The organism is Pseudomonas sp. CBZ-4, assembly GCF_000346755.1.
GTDB lineage: Bacteria > Pseudomonadota > Gammaproteobacteria > Pseudomonadales > Pseudomonadaceae > Aquipseudomonas.
The window spans coordinates 1-14,950 of record NZ_ANNV01000135.1 but is presented as its reverse complement, the minus strand read 5'-3'; the positions used below and the strand labels follow the sequence as shown (position 1 = coordinate 14,950).

The following is a 14,950-nucleotide window of genomic DNA, read 5'->3' as shown; positions in this document are numbered from 1 at the left end:
ATAAGACTCCTGTCCAGCGTTAGATAACTGTCGAGGCTGGCCTTGCAGGCCAGAGACTTCGGCTATCTAACGCTTGGATCAGAAGCTTTGCCTACTGTCAGATCTGACAGTTCTGACCAAAGGCCCGCTCACATCCCTTCCAACTCCGCCATCAAATCACTCAACCGATCCACCTTCTCCGCGCTGATCTCATTCGCCGCCAACCCCTCGATATACCCGGCCAACTCCGCCACCGTGCTGCACTCGAACATCGCCCTTAGCGGCACATCGCGCTGCAAGGTCTTCTGCACCCGCGAGGCAATCTGCGTGGCCAGCAACGAGTGCCCGCCCAGTTCAAAGAAGTTGTCCTGTACGCCCACCCTTTCCACTTTCAGCACCTCGGCCCAGATCGCGGCCAGGGTGACTTCCAGTTCATTGCGCGGCGCCAGGTAATCCTGGCTCTGCAGCTGGCCGATCTCGAGCGTAGGCAACGCCTTGCGGTCGAGCTTGCCGTTGGCATTCAGCGGCAGGCGCTCGAGCCACAGCCAGTGCAGCGGCACCATGTATTCCGGCAGTTCGGCGCGCAGGCGTTGCTTGATGCGGTCCAGGCGTTCGCTCGGGTTCAGCGCTTCATCCGCCGCTACCAGGTAGCCGACCAGGTGCTTGCCGTTGACGCCTTCCTGCACGCCGACGGCCGCATCGCGCACTTCCGGTTGCTCATGCAGACGCGCTTCGATTTCCCCCAGTTCGATGCGGTAGCCGCGAATCTTCACCTGATGGTCGATCCGCCCGACATACTCCAACACCCCATCACTGCGCCGCCGTGCAAGGTCGCCGGTGCGATACAGACGCTCGCCCGCTGCGCCAAACGGGTTCGGCACAAACACCGGCGCAGTGCGCAGTGGGTCGCTGACGTAACCACGGCCGACGCCCGTACCGGCCACGCACAACTCACCGACCGCGCCTTGCGGCACCAGCTCCAGTGCGCCGTCCAGCAGGTACAAGCGGTTGTTGTCGGTCGGCGTACCAATCGGCAGGTAAGTGCCACGGGTCGATGCGGCATCGACGCGGAAGAACGCCACGTCATCGGAGCATTCCGCCGGGCCATAGGCGTTCACCAGGCCAATCCCGGGATAACGCTGCAACCACTGGTGCGCCAGCTCCGGCGGCATGGCTTCGCCCGTCGGCAGCATCCAGCGCAGGCCATCGAGGCCGATACGGTCCTGGGCCAGCATGCCCTGGATCAGTGACGGTACGCTCTCCAGCACCGTGATGCCTTGCGCCTGGACATGCTCAAGCAACCCTTGCGGATCATGGGCCAGCGCGTTCGGCACGATATCCACCCGCGCACCAAACAGCGGCGCGGCGAGGAACTGCCACACGGAAATATCAAAGCTCTGCGAGGCGGTCTGCGCGATCACATCCGCGTCGCTCAGGTCCAGGTACGGCACCTTGCTCAGCTGATTGTTGAGCATGCCGCGCTGTTCGACCATCACGCCTTTGGGCAAGCCGGTGGAACCCGAGGTGTAGATCACGTAGGCGAGGTTGTCCGGGCCGCTGTAGACCTCGGGATTCGCCCCACGGGCCGGCACTTCTTCCCACACCAGCAACTGGCAGTCGAAGCCTTCGAGCAACTCGATGGCCTGCTCGCGGCACGCTTCGGTACACACCAGCAACGGTGTGCGGCTCAGGTCGATGATGCTGCGCAACCGCTGGCTCGGCAGCCCAGGGTCCAGCGGCAGATAACCGGCACCGGCCTTGAAGCTGCCGATGATCATGCCCAGCAGGTCGAGGTTGCGCTCGCCCAGCAACGCCACCGGCTGATCCAGACCCACGCCCGCTTCGATCAACGCATGGCCCAGGCCGTTGCTGCGGCGGTTCAGCTCATCGTAGGTCCAGTGCTGGTCCAGGCAACTCGCGGCGATACGTTGCGGATGCGCGGCGACCTGGCTTTCGAACAGCGCGACATAGCTGCTTTCCAGCGGATAGTCATGCTCGCTCTGATTGCAGCCCTCTACGAGGAATTCACGCTCCTGCTCGCCAATCAGCGGCAGCTCGGCCATGTTGCCATGGAAGCCCTGCACCAGCGCCAGCAGCAGGCGCTTGAACTCGCCAAGCATGCCTTGCACGGTGCTTTCGTCGAAATAACGTTGGTCATAGGACAGGTGCAAACCCAGGTCATCGCCCGGATAACACACCGCCGTCAACGGGAAGTTGGTGTGGGTCCGCCCGGAATCCGAAGTGGCATTCAGGCTTTGCGCACGGTCCAGCACCGAGACTTCCACCGGCGCGTTTTCGAACACGAACAGGCTGTCGAACAGCGGCTGGCCCTTGGGCAGTTCGCTGTGCTCCTGGATTGTCACCAGCGGCAGGTATTCGTACTCGCGCAGCTGCATATTGCTGTCGAGCAGGCCGCTCAGCCATTGGCGCACGCTGCACGCTTGATCGTCCTCGGGCAGTTTCACCCGCAGCGCGATGCTGTTGATAAACAGGCCGACGGTGCGTTGCATCTCGGGCATTTCCACCGGGCGACCGGCCACGGTGACGCCAAACAGCACGTCGCGGTCGCCGCTCAAACGCCGCAGTACCAAGGCCCACGCCGCTTGGGCGAAGGTGTTGACGGTCAGCTGGTGAGCCTGGGCCAGTTCACGCAGTTGCGCACCGTCGCGGGCATCGAGGCGGGTGTAGCAGTCGCCCACCACCATGCCGCCGTGGCCCGCGTGGTCGCGCATGAAGGGTCGGTCGCTGGGGATCGGCGTGGTGCGCTCAAAGCCTTGCAGGTTCTGCTGCCACCACTGGCGCGCCTCGTCCAGGTCCTGGCGTTGCAGCCAGGCAATGTAGTCGCGGTAGCGCGGCGGCGTGGCCAGTTGCGCGTCGCGGCCTTCGCCGAGGGCCATGTAAATGTCGAAGAAGTCATTCATCAGCAGCGAACGGCACCACGCATCGATCAGGATGTGGTGGTTGCTCATCATGAACCAGTAGCGCTCGGCACCGACGCGAATCAAACGCAGGTGGAACGGCGCCTGGTTGAGCAGATCGAAACCGGCTTCGCGCTCTTGCTTGAGCAAGGCTTGCAGGCGCGGTTCCTGCTCGGTTTCGGGATCATTGCTCCAGTCCAGGTACTCGATCGGTGTGCTGCCCGGCTTGTGGATCACTTGCAGCATGTCGGCGCCGACGTTCCAGCAGAACGACGCACGCAAGGCTTCGTGACGGGCGATCACCGCCTGCCAGGCCTGGGCGAAACGCTCGGGGTCCAGCGCGCTGTTGATACGGTAGCGGTCCTGCATGTAGTAGAGGCCGGTGCCCGGTTCCAGCAGGGTGTGCAGCAGCAGGCCTTCCTGCATCGGGGTCAGCGGGTACACGTCTTCGATGGCGCTGGCCGGCACCGGCAACGCATCCAGCTGCGCTTGGCTCAGGTGCGCCAGTGGGAAGTCCGACGGCGTGAGGCCACCGGCATCGTCCCGCAGGCAATGGGCGATCAGGCTGTGCAGTTCGGCGAGGTAGGCGTCGGCCAACGCGCGAATGGTCTGCTGATCGTGGCGTTCGCGGCTGAAGGTCCAGCGCAGCACCAGTTCACCGCCGTACACCTGGCTGTCGACGCTCAAGGCGTTGGGCAGCGGCGCGTCGGGGTCATGGGCGAGGCCGGCGGATTCGTCCAGCGGGTGGAACAGCGCCGCGCTGCCGAAGCTCTGGTCGAACTGGCCGAGGTAGTTGAAGGTGATCTCGGCGCTCGGCAGTGCGGCCAGGGTGTGCTGGGTCAGGTCGTCCGCAAGATAGCGCAACACGCCATAACCCAGGCCTTTGTGCGGCACGCCGCGCAGTTGCTCCTTGATCGCCTTGATCGAAGCGCCCTGCTCCAACTGCGGCGTCAGGCGCAGCGGGTAAGCGCTGGTGAACCAGCCGACGCTGCGGGTCAGGTCGATATCGTCGAACAGGGTTTCGCGGCCATGGCCTTCCAGCTGGATCAGCGCCGAAGGCTGTCCGCTCCAGCGGCACAACACACGGGCCAGGGCGGTCAGCAGCAGGTCGTTGACCTGGGTGCGATAGGCACTCGGCGCCTGTTGCAGCAACTGGCGCGTGTGCTCGGCATCCAGGCGCACGCTGACGGTGTCGGCATCGCGGTTGCGCAGGCTGCCGTGGGGGCGGTCCGCCGGCAACGCGAGCGCAGGCCCGGCCAACTGTTCTTGCCACACGCCGAGTTCTTCACGCAGGGATTCGCTGCCGGCATACGCCTGCAAACGCGCGGCCCAGTCACGCAGCGCGCTGGTCTTGGCCGGCAGGCTGACGGACTGGCCGTCGCTCAACTGGCGGTAGACGTTTTGCAGGTCTTCCAGCAATACGCGCCACGACACGCCATCCACCACCAGGTGATGGATCGCGATCAGCAGGCGTTGCTGGCCCTCGGGGCCGTCCACCAGCAAGGCGCGCAGCAGCGGGCCGTGTTGCAGGTCGAGGCTGCGCTGGGTATCGGTGAACAGCGCGGTGCAATCTTGCATGTCGCGCACTTGCGCCTGCATCAGCACGCCGCCTTGGGGCACGGCCAGGTGCTCGGCGTGCCACTGCGCATCGCGCTGGGTGAAGCTCAGGCGCAGGGCGTCGTGGTGTTCCAGCACCGCCAGCAGCGCTTGCTCCAGGCGGTGCGGATCCAGCAGTTGCAGCGGCTTGAGCAGCAGCGCCTGATTCCAGTGCTGACGCTGGGCAATCTCGGTGTCGAAGAACCAATGCTGGATCGGCGTCAGGCCCGAGCTGCCGCTCAACACGCCCTGCTCCGCCGTGACCTGCTCGGAGCGCGTGGCCACGGCCGCCAGGGTTTGCACGGTCTGGTGCTGGAACAGGTCGCGCGGGCTGAAATGAATCCCGGCCTGGCGCGCACGGCTGACCACCTGGATCGACAGGATCGAGTCGCCGCCCAGTTCAAAGAAGTTATCGTCGAGGCCGACTTGCTGCACGTTCAACACCGCGCACCAGATCGCCGCCAAGGTGCTTTCCAGTTCATTGCGTGGCGCTACGTAGTGTTGGCGATTGGCGTCGGGGTCCGGCTGCGGCAGGGCGCGGCGGTCGAGCTTGCCGTTGGCGGTCAGCGGCATGCTGTCCAGCACTGTCAGGTGCGCAGGCACCATGTAGTCCGGCAGTTGCGCCTTGAGGTGAGCTTTCAGCGCATCACGCAGTGTAGCGTGATCGGCATCGCTGACCAGATACGCCACCAACTGTTTGCCGCTTGGCGAATCCAACGCCAGCACCACAGCTTCGCGCACCGCTTCGTGCTCCAGCAGGCGGGTTTCGATCTCGCCCAGTTCGATGCGGAAACCACGGATCTTCACCTGATGGTCAATCCGCCCCAAGTACTCCACCAAACCATCGGCGCGTTGGCGCACCAGGTCACCGGTGCGATACAGGCGCCCGCCATTGCCGGCAAACGGGTCGGCGACAAACCGCTCCGCCGTCATCCCCGGACGCTGGTGATACCCCTGCGCCAGACCGGCGCCGCCGACGTACAACTCGCCGGTCGCGCCTTGCGGCACCAAGGCCAGGTCGGCGTCGAGAATGTACGCTACGCGGTCACCAATGATGCTGCCGATCGGCACGCTGCCAGCGCCTTCTTCCAGTTGCTCGGGCGCAAGGCTGGCCAGCGGCATCACCACGGTTTCGGTCGGGCCATAGGCGTTGAAGAACACCTCGGGCTGGAACGCCGCGCGGATACGCTGCAAATGCTCACCGGTCAGCGCCTCGCCGCCGGTGATGCACATGCGCACCGGCAGGGTCTGCTGCTGGGTCGCCAGCCACTGCGCCAATTGGCTGCCGTAGCTCGGCGTGAAGCCGAGGATATTGATACGGTGGTTGCGGATCAGCGCGCAGATTTCTTCCGCGTCCCATTGCCCCTGGGCACGCAAGACCACCTGCGCGCCGCTGAGCAGCGGCACCAGCAGACGCTCGGTGGCGGCGTCGAAGTTGATCGAATAGAAGTGCAGCTCGCAATCGTCCGCGCGCATGCCGAAACGTTCGATCACAGCCTGGCAATGCATGGCGATTTCACCGTGGGCCACCACCACGCCTTTCGGCTTGCCGGTGGAGCCCGAGGTGTAGATCAGGTACGCCTGATGCTGCGGCAGATTGATAAACGGCAACTCATCCGCCGGGTAATTGGCGAGCACCGGCAGGTCATCTTCCAGGCACCAGCACGCCACGGTCGCCGGCAACTCGCCGAGGGCTTCGAACATCAAAGCATCACTGAGCAGCAGGCCGATGTCGCTGTCTTCGATCATGTAGTGCAGGCGGTCGAGCGGGTATTCCGGGTCCAGCGGCACATAGGCGCCGCCGGCCTTGAGGATCGCCAGCAAGCCGATGACCATCTCCAGGGAGCGCGGCAGCGCCAGGCCGACGCGCACCTGCGGGCCGACGCCGCGCTCGCGCAGCATCCAGCCCAGGCGGTTGGCGCGCTCGTTCAGTTCGCGATAGCTGAGGGTCACGCCGGCAAAGGTCAGCGCCGGGGCATCGCCACGGGCCAGCGCCTGTTGGCTGAACAACTGATGGATGCAGTGGTCGAGGCGGTGCTCGCCCCTCACGACGCCCAGGCTGTCCTGCAACGCGCGTTGCTCGGCGGCGCTGAGCAATGGCAGTTCGCTGAGACGTTGTTGCGGATCGGCGATCAACGCTTCCAGCAAGTTGCGCCAATGCTCGGCCATGCGCGCAATGCGCGGCTCGTCGAACAAGTCGGTGCTGTAGGTCAGGCAGCAACCCAGGCGATGGTCAAGGTCGGTGACCTCCAGGTTGAGGTCGAACTTGGTCGCGCGGGCATCGTTGGCCAGGTACTCGACGGTCATGCCGGCCAGTTCGCGGCTTTGCTGGAATTCCCAGCGCTGCACGTTGCACATCACCTGGAACAGCGGGTTGTACGCCGCGCTGCGCGGCGGTTGCAGGGCTTCGACCAAGTGGTCGAACGGCAGGTCCTGGTGGGACTGGCCTTCGATCACGGTGTGGCGTACTTGCTCGAACAATTCGCCGACATTCATCTGCCCGTTGAGCTGGCAGCGCAGCACTTGCGTGTTGAGGAACGCGCCGATCAGCCCTTCGCTTTCCGGGCGAATGCGGTTGGCCACCGGCGCGCCGATGCGCAGGTCGGTCTGGCCGCTGTAGCGGTAGAGCAATACGGCCAGGGTGGCGGTCATGGTCATGAACAGGGTCAGGCCGCGCTCGGCGTTGAAGGCACGCACGCGGGCGGCCAGGTCATCGCTCAAGTCGAAGCGGTACAACTCGCCCCGGTGGCTTTGCACCGGCGGGCGTGGACGGTCGCCGGGCAGCTCCAGCAACGGATGTTCGTGGCCCAGTTGCGCGGTCCAGTAGTCCAGTTGGCGCTGGCGTTCGCCGGATTCCAGCCACTGGCGCTGCCACACGCTGTAGTCGAGGTATTGCACCGCCAGCGGCGCCAGTGGCGAGGCGCGCTCGTCGATGAAGGCTTCATAGAGCGCGCTGAGTTCACGGGCAAAGATGTCCATGGCCCAGCCTTCGGTGACGATGTGGTGCAGGGTCAGCACCAGGTAGTGCTCGCGTTCGCCGGCCTTGACCACGCAGGCGCGCAGCAACGGGCCGGTTTCCAGGTTGAACGGGGTGTGGGCCTCATGGTCGGCCAGCTGTTGCAGGCGTTGTTGGCGCGTGGCTTCGTCCAGCGCCGAGAAGTCCTGCCAGTCCATGCGCAGGCCGGTTTGCGCCGCGACCTTTTGATAGGCCACGCCATCGACACTGGGGAAGGTGGTGCGCAGGGTTTCGTGACGCATGACCAAGGCCTGCAACGCCGCCTCGAAGCGCCCCACATCCAGCACGCCACGCAGGCGCGTCATGCCGCCGACGTTGTACGCCGGGCTGTCCGGCTCCATCTGCCAGAGGAACCACATGCGCTGCTGGGAATAGGACAGCGGCACCGGTTGGCTGCGGTCGACCCTGGCGATGGCGGTCTGTTGGTTGCGCTGGCCCGAGGCCTGGATCAGCCCGACCTGTTCGGCAAACGCGCCCAGCTCGCTGGCTTCGAACAAGGTGCGCAGTGGCAGCTCGACGTCGCAGGCCTGGCGGGTGCGCGAGATGATTTGCGTGGCCAGCAGCGAGTGCCCGCCGAGGGCGAAGAAGTCATCGCGCAGGCCGATACGTGGCAGGCCGAGGACTTCGCGCCAGATCGCGGCGATCTGCTGTTGCAGCGCGGTTTCGGGTTCGATGTGTTCACGGGTTTGCCACACGGGCTCCGGCAAGGCACGGCGGTCGAGTTTGCCGCTGGGGCTCAGGGGCATCGCGTCCAGGCACATCAGCAGCGCGGGCACCATGTACTCCGGCAGCTCGGCGGCCAGGGCGGTTTTCACCTCCTCTTCGTTCAAATCGCTGTGGGCGGTGTAGTAGCCGATCAACTGCGCATCCCGCACCAGCACCACGGCTTGGGCGATGCCATCGAGGGCCAGCAGGCGCGCTTCGATTTCTTCCGGCTCCACGCGAAAGCCGCGCAGCTTGACCTGTTGATCGAGGCGGCCGAGGTATTCGAGCACGCCGTCGGCGCTCCAGCGCACACGGTCGCCGGTGCGATACAGGCGTGCGCCCGCCTCACCCAGCGGGTCCGCGATAAAACGTTCGGCGGTCAAGCCGGCGCGGCCGAGATAACCCCGCGCCAGGCCGATGCCACCGATGCACAGTTCACCCGGCACGCCGAGGGGCAGCAGGTTGAGGTGGTCATCCAGTACGCGGCAGATCACATTGCCCAGCGGCCGGCCAATCGGCGAACGCTCGCCGTCTTCAGCGTGGCAATGCCAGTGGGTGACGTTGATCGCGGTTTCCGTCGGCCCGTAGCGGTTGTGCAACTGCACCGCCGGCAACTGCGCCAACACACGGTTGCGCAACTCGGCGGGCAAGGCTTCGCCACCGGAGAACAGGCGACGCAGGCTGGTGCATTCGGCCGCCAGCGGTTCGTCGATAAACAGCTGCAACAGCGGCGGCACGAAGTGCAGCGTGGTCACGCCGTGCTGCTGCACCAACTGCGCGATACGGTGCGGGTCGCGATGCTCGCCGGGGCCGGCCAGCACCAGGCGGCAGCCGGTGATCAGCGGCCAGAAGCATTCCCACACCGACACGTCGAAACTGATCGGCGCCTTTTGCATCAGCACGTCGGTTTCGTTGAGTTGATAAGTGGCCTGCATCCACTGCAAGCGTTCAGCCAGGGCCGCATGCGTATTGCCCACGCCTTTGGGCTGGCCGGTGGAGCCGGAGGTGTAGATCACGTAGGCGAGGTTGTCACCGTGCAGGTGCAGGCCCGGTGGCTGGGTCGGCCAGCTGTCGAGGTGCAGGCTGTCCATGGCGATCACACACACGCCTTCAGCGGCGGGCAATTGCTCCAGCAGCGAGGTCTGGGTCAGCAGCAGTTCGACGCCGCTGTCGGTGAGCATGTAGGCCAGGCGTTCGGCGGGGTAATCCGGGTCCAGCGGCACATAGGCGCCGCCGGCCTTGATGATGGCGAGCAGGCCGATCAGCAGTTGCGGCGAGCGCTCGGCGGCGATGGCCACGCACACGTCCGGGCCGACACCTTTGTCGCGCAGGTAGTGGGCCAGGCGATTGGCCTGGGTGTGCAGTTGGGCGAAGCTCAGGCTGCCGTCCTGCCAGACCAGCGCGGTGCTGTCCGAGGTTTGGGCGTTGAGCAAATCGGGCAGCCATTGCTGGGCTGGCGTGCACGGTGCTGCGGCCCACGGCTGCGATGCGTTGTGCATCAGTTGCAGGTCGCCGATAGCCTGCTGCGGTTGCTCGCACACGGCTTGCAGCAGGTTGACGAAGTGTTCGGCCAGACGCCCGATGGTCGTGGTATCAAACAGTTCGTCGGCGTAGTCGAACGACAAACTCAGGCGCCCGTTGCGGTCTTCTTCGCTGTGCAATTGCAGGTCGAACTTGGCTTCGCGGCTGTGCCACGCCAGTTCGTCGGCGAGCATCCCCGGCAGGCGGCGCAAGGCGCTGAGGTCGCGTTGCTGGTGGTTGAACATGACCTGGAACAGGCCTTGTTCGCGGGCCTGGGGGAAGGCTTCCAGCAGTTGTTCGAAGGGCAGGTCCTGATGGGCCTGGGCGCCCAATGTGCGCTCCCGGGTGGCCGCCAGTAATTGGTTGAACGGCAGCCGTCCATCCAGCTCGGCACGCAAGACCTGGGTGTTGATGAAGAAGCCGATCAGGCCCTGGGTTTCCTGGCGCGGGCGGTTGGCGTTGGGCACGCCGATGCGGATATCGCGCTGGCCGCTGTAGCGGTAGAGCAAGGTCTGGAACGCCGCGAGCAACAGCATGAACGGCGTGGCTTCGTTGGCCTGGGCGGTCTGACGGATCGCGGCGCCGAGGCGCGCGTCCAGCCGCACGCTGTGGCGCGAGGCGCTGTGAATCTGCTGCGACGTGCGCGGGTGGTCGGTCGCCAGACTGAGCGTTGGGTGCTCTTCACCCAACTGGTTTTTCCAGTACGCCAGTTGGCGCTGGCCTTCACCTTCGGCCAGCCACTGACGCTGCCAGCTGCCGTAGTCGGCGTAGTGCAGCGCCAGTGGCGGCAGCTCCAAAGCCTCGCCTTGGCACGCGGCGGCGTAGAGGCGGGAGAACTCATCGATGAGGATATTCAGCGACCAGCCATCGGCAATGATGTGGTGCAACGTCACCAGTAACTGATGATCTTCATCGTCGAGGCGTACCAGGGTCACCCACAGCAGCGGGCCTTGCTCCAGGTCGAACTGGGTGCGTGCTTCGTCCTCGCGGATCTGTTGCGCACGGGCTTCGCGCTCGGCGGCGGGCAGGTCGCTGAGGTCGATGATTTGCAGGTCGAAATCGGTGGTGTGATCGACCCGTTGGAAGGCCTGGCCGTCGCGTTCGTAGAAGCGCGTGCGCAGGGCTTCGTGGCGCTGGATCAGCTGCTGGAAGCTGTGGCGCACCGCGTCTTCGTCCAGCTCACCACGCAGGCGCAGCGCGCCGGGGATGGTGTAGGCGCTGCTGTGGGGGTCCAGTTGCCAGGTGATCCACAGGCGGTTTTGCGCCAGGGATTGCGGCAGCTCTTCCTGGCGCGACAGGCGCTGGATGGCGCCTTGGGCAACGCCGCCGTCGTGCTGCAAGTGCGCGACGCTGGCGGCAAAGCTCGCGAGCGTCGGCGCTTCGAACAGCAGGCGCAGGTTCAGCTCCAGGCCCAGGGTTTCACGCAGACGGGCAATCACCTGGGTGGCGGTGATGGAGTTGCCGCCGAGCAGGAAGAAGTGATCGTCGGCGGCCACGGTTGCCAGGTTCAGCTGTTCGCACCAGATCGCGGCGATCTGGTTTTGCAGCGTGGATTCCAGCGCCGCGTCATTGACGGGCGCTTGCAGGTCGGGGAATTGCGCGTAGCTGTCGAGGCTGCCATCGGCATGGCGCAGGCCGCACGCTGCGCGCTGTACCTTGCCGCTGGAGGTCTTCGGCAGCGCGCCGGGATTGAGCAACACCACCACGCAAGGCGCTTCTTGATAAGCCTCGGCGACGGCTTGGCGGATCGCCTTGATCAGTGCTTCGGGCGTGAGGATTTTCTGCACGCTGCGGCTGATTTCGGCGGCGATGCCGATGCCTTCCAGACCGCCGTCATTCACCGCGAACGCTGCGACCCGGCCTTTGCGCACCACCTCCACTTCGCGCTCGATGGTTTGTTCGATGTCCTGGGGGTACAGGTTGTGCCCGCGGACGATCAACAGGTCTTTCAGGCGCCCGGTGATGTACACCTCGCCAAAGCGGATAAAGCCCAGGTCGCCAGTGCGCAGCCAGGTGCGGCCGGCGTGTTGCACGAAGGTTTTGGCCGTGGCCTCGGGGTTGCGCCAGTAGCCGTGGGCGATGCTGGGGCCGCTGGCCCAGAGTTCACCGACGCAGCTGTCCGGCAGCTCTGTGAGGGTGTGCGGATCGGCAATCAGCACCGCGTGCTCCGGCTGGCTGGTGCCGCAACTCATGATCGCGCTGCCCTGCCCCGGCTCGGCGCGGTTGGCGGCCAGCGCTTGCTCATCGACGCGCAGCGCCGGTATGCCGTGGCCACGTTTGCCACCGGCGACAAACAAGGTCGCCTCGGCCAGCCCGTAGGAGGCGAAGAAGTTGTCCGCGGTAAAACCACACACGGCGAACTTCTCGGCGAAGCGCTCCAGGGTGTCGAGGCGGATCGGTTCGGAGCCGGAATAGGCCACGCGCCATTTGCTCAAGTCCAGGCGTTCGAGGGCCGATTCGCTGACCCGCTCGCTGCACAGGCGGTAGGCGAAATCCGGGCCGCCGCTGATGGTGCCGCCGTACTCGCTGATCGCTTCCAGCCAGCGCAGCGGCCGGCCAAGGAAGTACGCCGGCGACATCAGCACGCACGGCACGCCGCTGAAAATCGGTTGCAGCAGGCCGCCGATCAGGCCCATGTCGTGGTACAGCGGCAGCCAGCTGACGATCACGTCGTCGGGGTTGAGGTCGATGCCAAAGCCACGGCGGATCAGCACTTCGTTGGCCACCAGGTTGCCGTGGCTGACTTGCACGCCCTTGGGCAAGGCGGTGGAACCGGAGGTGTATTGCAGGAAGGCGATGTCGTCGGGTTGCAGGTCGGGGGCGATCCAGTCGCCCGCATTTTCGAGGCTGTCGACGCTTAATACCGGTGGTGCGTTTTCGATCTGCGACAAGCCTTCGGCGAGGCTGGCGATGGTCAGCAACAGGCGCGGCTCGGCATCGCTGATGATCGACAGCAGGCGCTCCTGATGATGGCGACGGGTGGACTCCGGCGGATAGGCCGGCACCGCGATCACCCCGGCGTACAGGCAACCAAAAAACGCCGCGACATAGTCCGGGCCGCTGGGGAACAGCAGCACCGCGCGGTCGCCCAACGCGGCGTTGGCCTGCAAGGCAGCGGCGATGGTGCGGGCGCGTTGGTCGAGGTCACGGTAACTGAGCACGACGCTGTGCTCGGCGGATTCGGCGAGGAAGCGCAGGGCCACCTGGTCCGGGGTCTGCGCGGCGCGACGTTGAAGGGACTGGACCAGGGTGCGGGGAAGTTCGAAGGCGTCCATCATGGGGTTCCTGCCTGAAATCGGCTTGCGGGAAATTCGGGAAGTCGGGTGCGTTCAGCCGGCGATCAATTGCCGCGCCGTGTCGTTGCGCCAGCGGGCCAGGTGCTCGTCGGCATAGCGGCGGATGCAGCGCAGCACCGCGCTTTCGTGCTGCACGAGGAAGAAGTGGTGGCCGTCGAACATGTCCAGGGAGAAGCCGCTGGCGGCGTCGTCCTGCCAGTCGAGCAACTGGTCGGCGCGCACGCTGTCTTGCTTGCCGCCGAACACATGGATCGGCAAGCGCAACGGTGCGCGCTCGCCGTAGGTGAAGCTGCCGCAGAGCAAAAAGTCGGCGCGCAGGATCGGCAGCATCAGCGCCATCAGTTCGGGGTTGGCCAGGGCTTCTTCAGCGGTGCCTTGCAGTTCGCGCAGGCGGGCGAGCAGTTGGGCGTCGGTCTTTTCGCTGGCGTATTCGCTGACATCACGCCGCGCCGGGCCCGCCGTGCCAGAGGCAAACAACGCGAGGGGCGCCGGCAGGTTGCGTGCGCGCAGGGCGTGGGCCAGTTCGAACGCCAGCAGGCCGCCGAGGCTGTGGCCAAACAAGGCGTAAGGGCCGTTGAGGTCGCGGCCGATCTCGTCGGCGAGTTGCGCCGCCAGGGCCTTGATATCGCGCTGCAACGGCTCGTCCATGCGCATGCCGCGCCCGGGCAATTCCAGCGGGCACACCTGCAACCACGCCGGCATCGCCCGGCGCCAGCGGGCATACACCATGGCGCTGGCGCCCGAATAGGGCAGGTAAAACAGGCGCAGGCACGTCGGCGTACTCATCGGGCGAGTACTCCAAACTGAAACACGCTGTATGCACGATAGAAACCCATGTCGCCCTCCTGCGGGTGCTGTTCCTTGGCCGTTTCACGAACAGACCTGTCACCCAAGAGAACGGACGGAGCGGGCAAATAATTAGTCCCAGGCTTTGCGCGAGACGTGGTTCACAGCGCACAAGAAAGCATAAGATTAGTTCGCCTTCTCATTTGACAATCATTATCATTAAGCATAATTTGTTGCCCGATGTGTAGGAGGCCTCAGCAAGGACGCCCTCCCCCAACCTCTTTGCGACAAGGTGATTTTCCATGACGGAACAAGTATCCACAGGCAGGTGCGACTCACCTCTTCTGCAGGCTTTTGTCGATAATCGACTGATCCTGGTGAAGATCGCGGCACGTATTACCGGGTGCCGCTCCCGCGCCGAAGACGTAGTGCAGGACGCCTACTTCCGGCTGCAATCGGCGCCGACGATCACCTCATCGTTCAAGGCCCAATTGAGCTATCTGTTCCAGATCGTGCGCAACCTGGCGATCGATCACTATCGCAAGCAGGCCCTGGAGCTCAAATACTCCGGCACGGAAGAGGAAGGCTTGAATGTGGTTATTCACGGCGCTTCACCGGAAACCTCGCACATCAACTTCAGCACCCTGGAAAACATCGCCGACGCCCTGACGGAGCTGCCCCAGCGCACGCGCTATGCGTTCGAGATGTACCGCCTGCACGGCGTGCCGCAAAAGGACATCGCCAAGGAATTGGGCGTGTCGCCGACCCTGGTCAACTTCATGATCCGCGATGCGCTGGTGCATTGCCGCAAGGTGTCGGGCAGCCATAGCGATACGTTTGCGCGCAGGGTCTGAACACACCACAGCACCAGATGCAGGAAAAACCAATGTGGGAGCGGGCTTGCCCGCGATAGCAGTCTGTCAGTCACCGCATCTTGATGCTGACCCACCGCCATCGCGGGCAAGCCCGCTCCCACATGTTTAATCCCAGCTCAGCGCGCCGCCAGTCTGGTACTCGATCACACGGGTCTCAAAGAAGTTCTTCTCTTTCTTCAAGTCCATGATCTCGCTCATCCATGGGAACGGGTTAGTCGTCCCTGGGTATTCTTCCTTCAAGCCAATCTGCGACAGGCG

Annotated in this window: 3 protein-coding genes and 1 pseudogene; 1 reads left to right on the top strand and 3 read right to left on the bottom strand. The window is 64.8% G+C overall.

The features are described 5' to 3' along the window. Nucleotides 1–128: 128 nt before the first annotated feature. Together B348_RS0118275 and B348_RS0118270 are read right to left on the bottom strand one after the other, a co-directional pair. Nucleotides 129–13,013: a non-ribosomal peptide synthetase gene (locus B348_RS0118275; protein WP_026136876.1), complete on the bottom strand. Its 12,885-nt coding sequence runs from the start codon at nucleotides 13,011–13,013 to the stop codon at nucleotides 129–131. Between the two features lie 51 nt (nucleotides 13,014–13,064). Next, entirely contained in the window at nucleotides 13,065–13,817 is a 753-nt protein-coding gene (locus B348_RS0118270) for a thioesterase II family protein (RefSeq protein ID WP_017737517.1), read from the bottom strand. Between the two features lie 302 nt (nucleotides 13,818–14,119). Between B348_RS0118270 and B348_RS0118265 the strand changes: the two genes are divergently transcribed. Continuing rightward, nucleotides 14,120–14,671: an RNA polymerase factor sigma-70 gene (locus B348_RS0118265; RefSeq protein WP_026136875.1), complete on the top strand. Its 552-nt coding sequence runs from the start codon at nucleotides 14,120–14,122 to the stop codon at nucleotides 14,669–14,671. Between the two features lie 126 nt (nucleotides 14,672–14,797). Here the strand turns inward: B348_RS0118265 and B348_RS1000000131105 are convergent. Further along, a pseudogene (locus B348_RS1000000131105) lies at nucleotides 14,798–14,950 on the bottom strand (ribonucleotide-diphosphate reductase subunit beta); the annotation flags it as partial.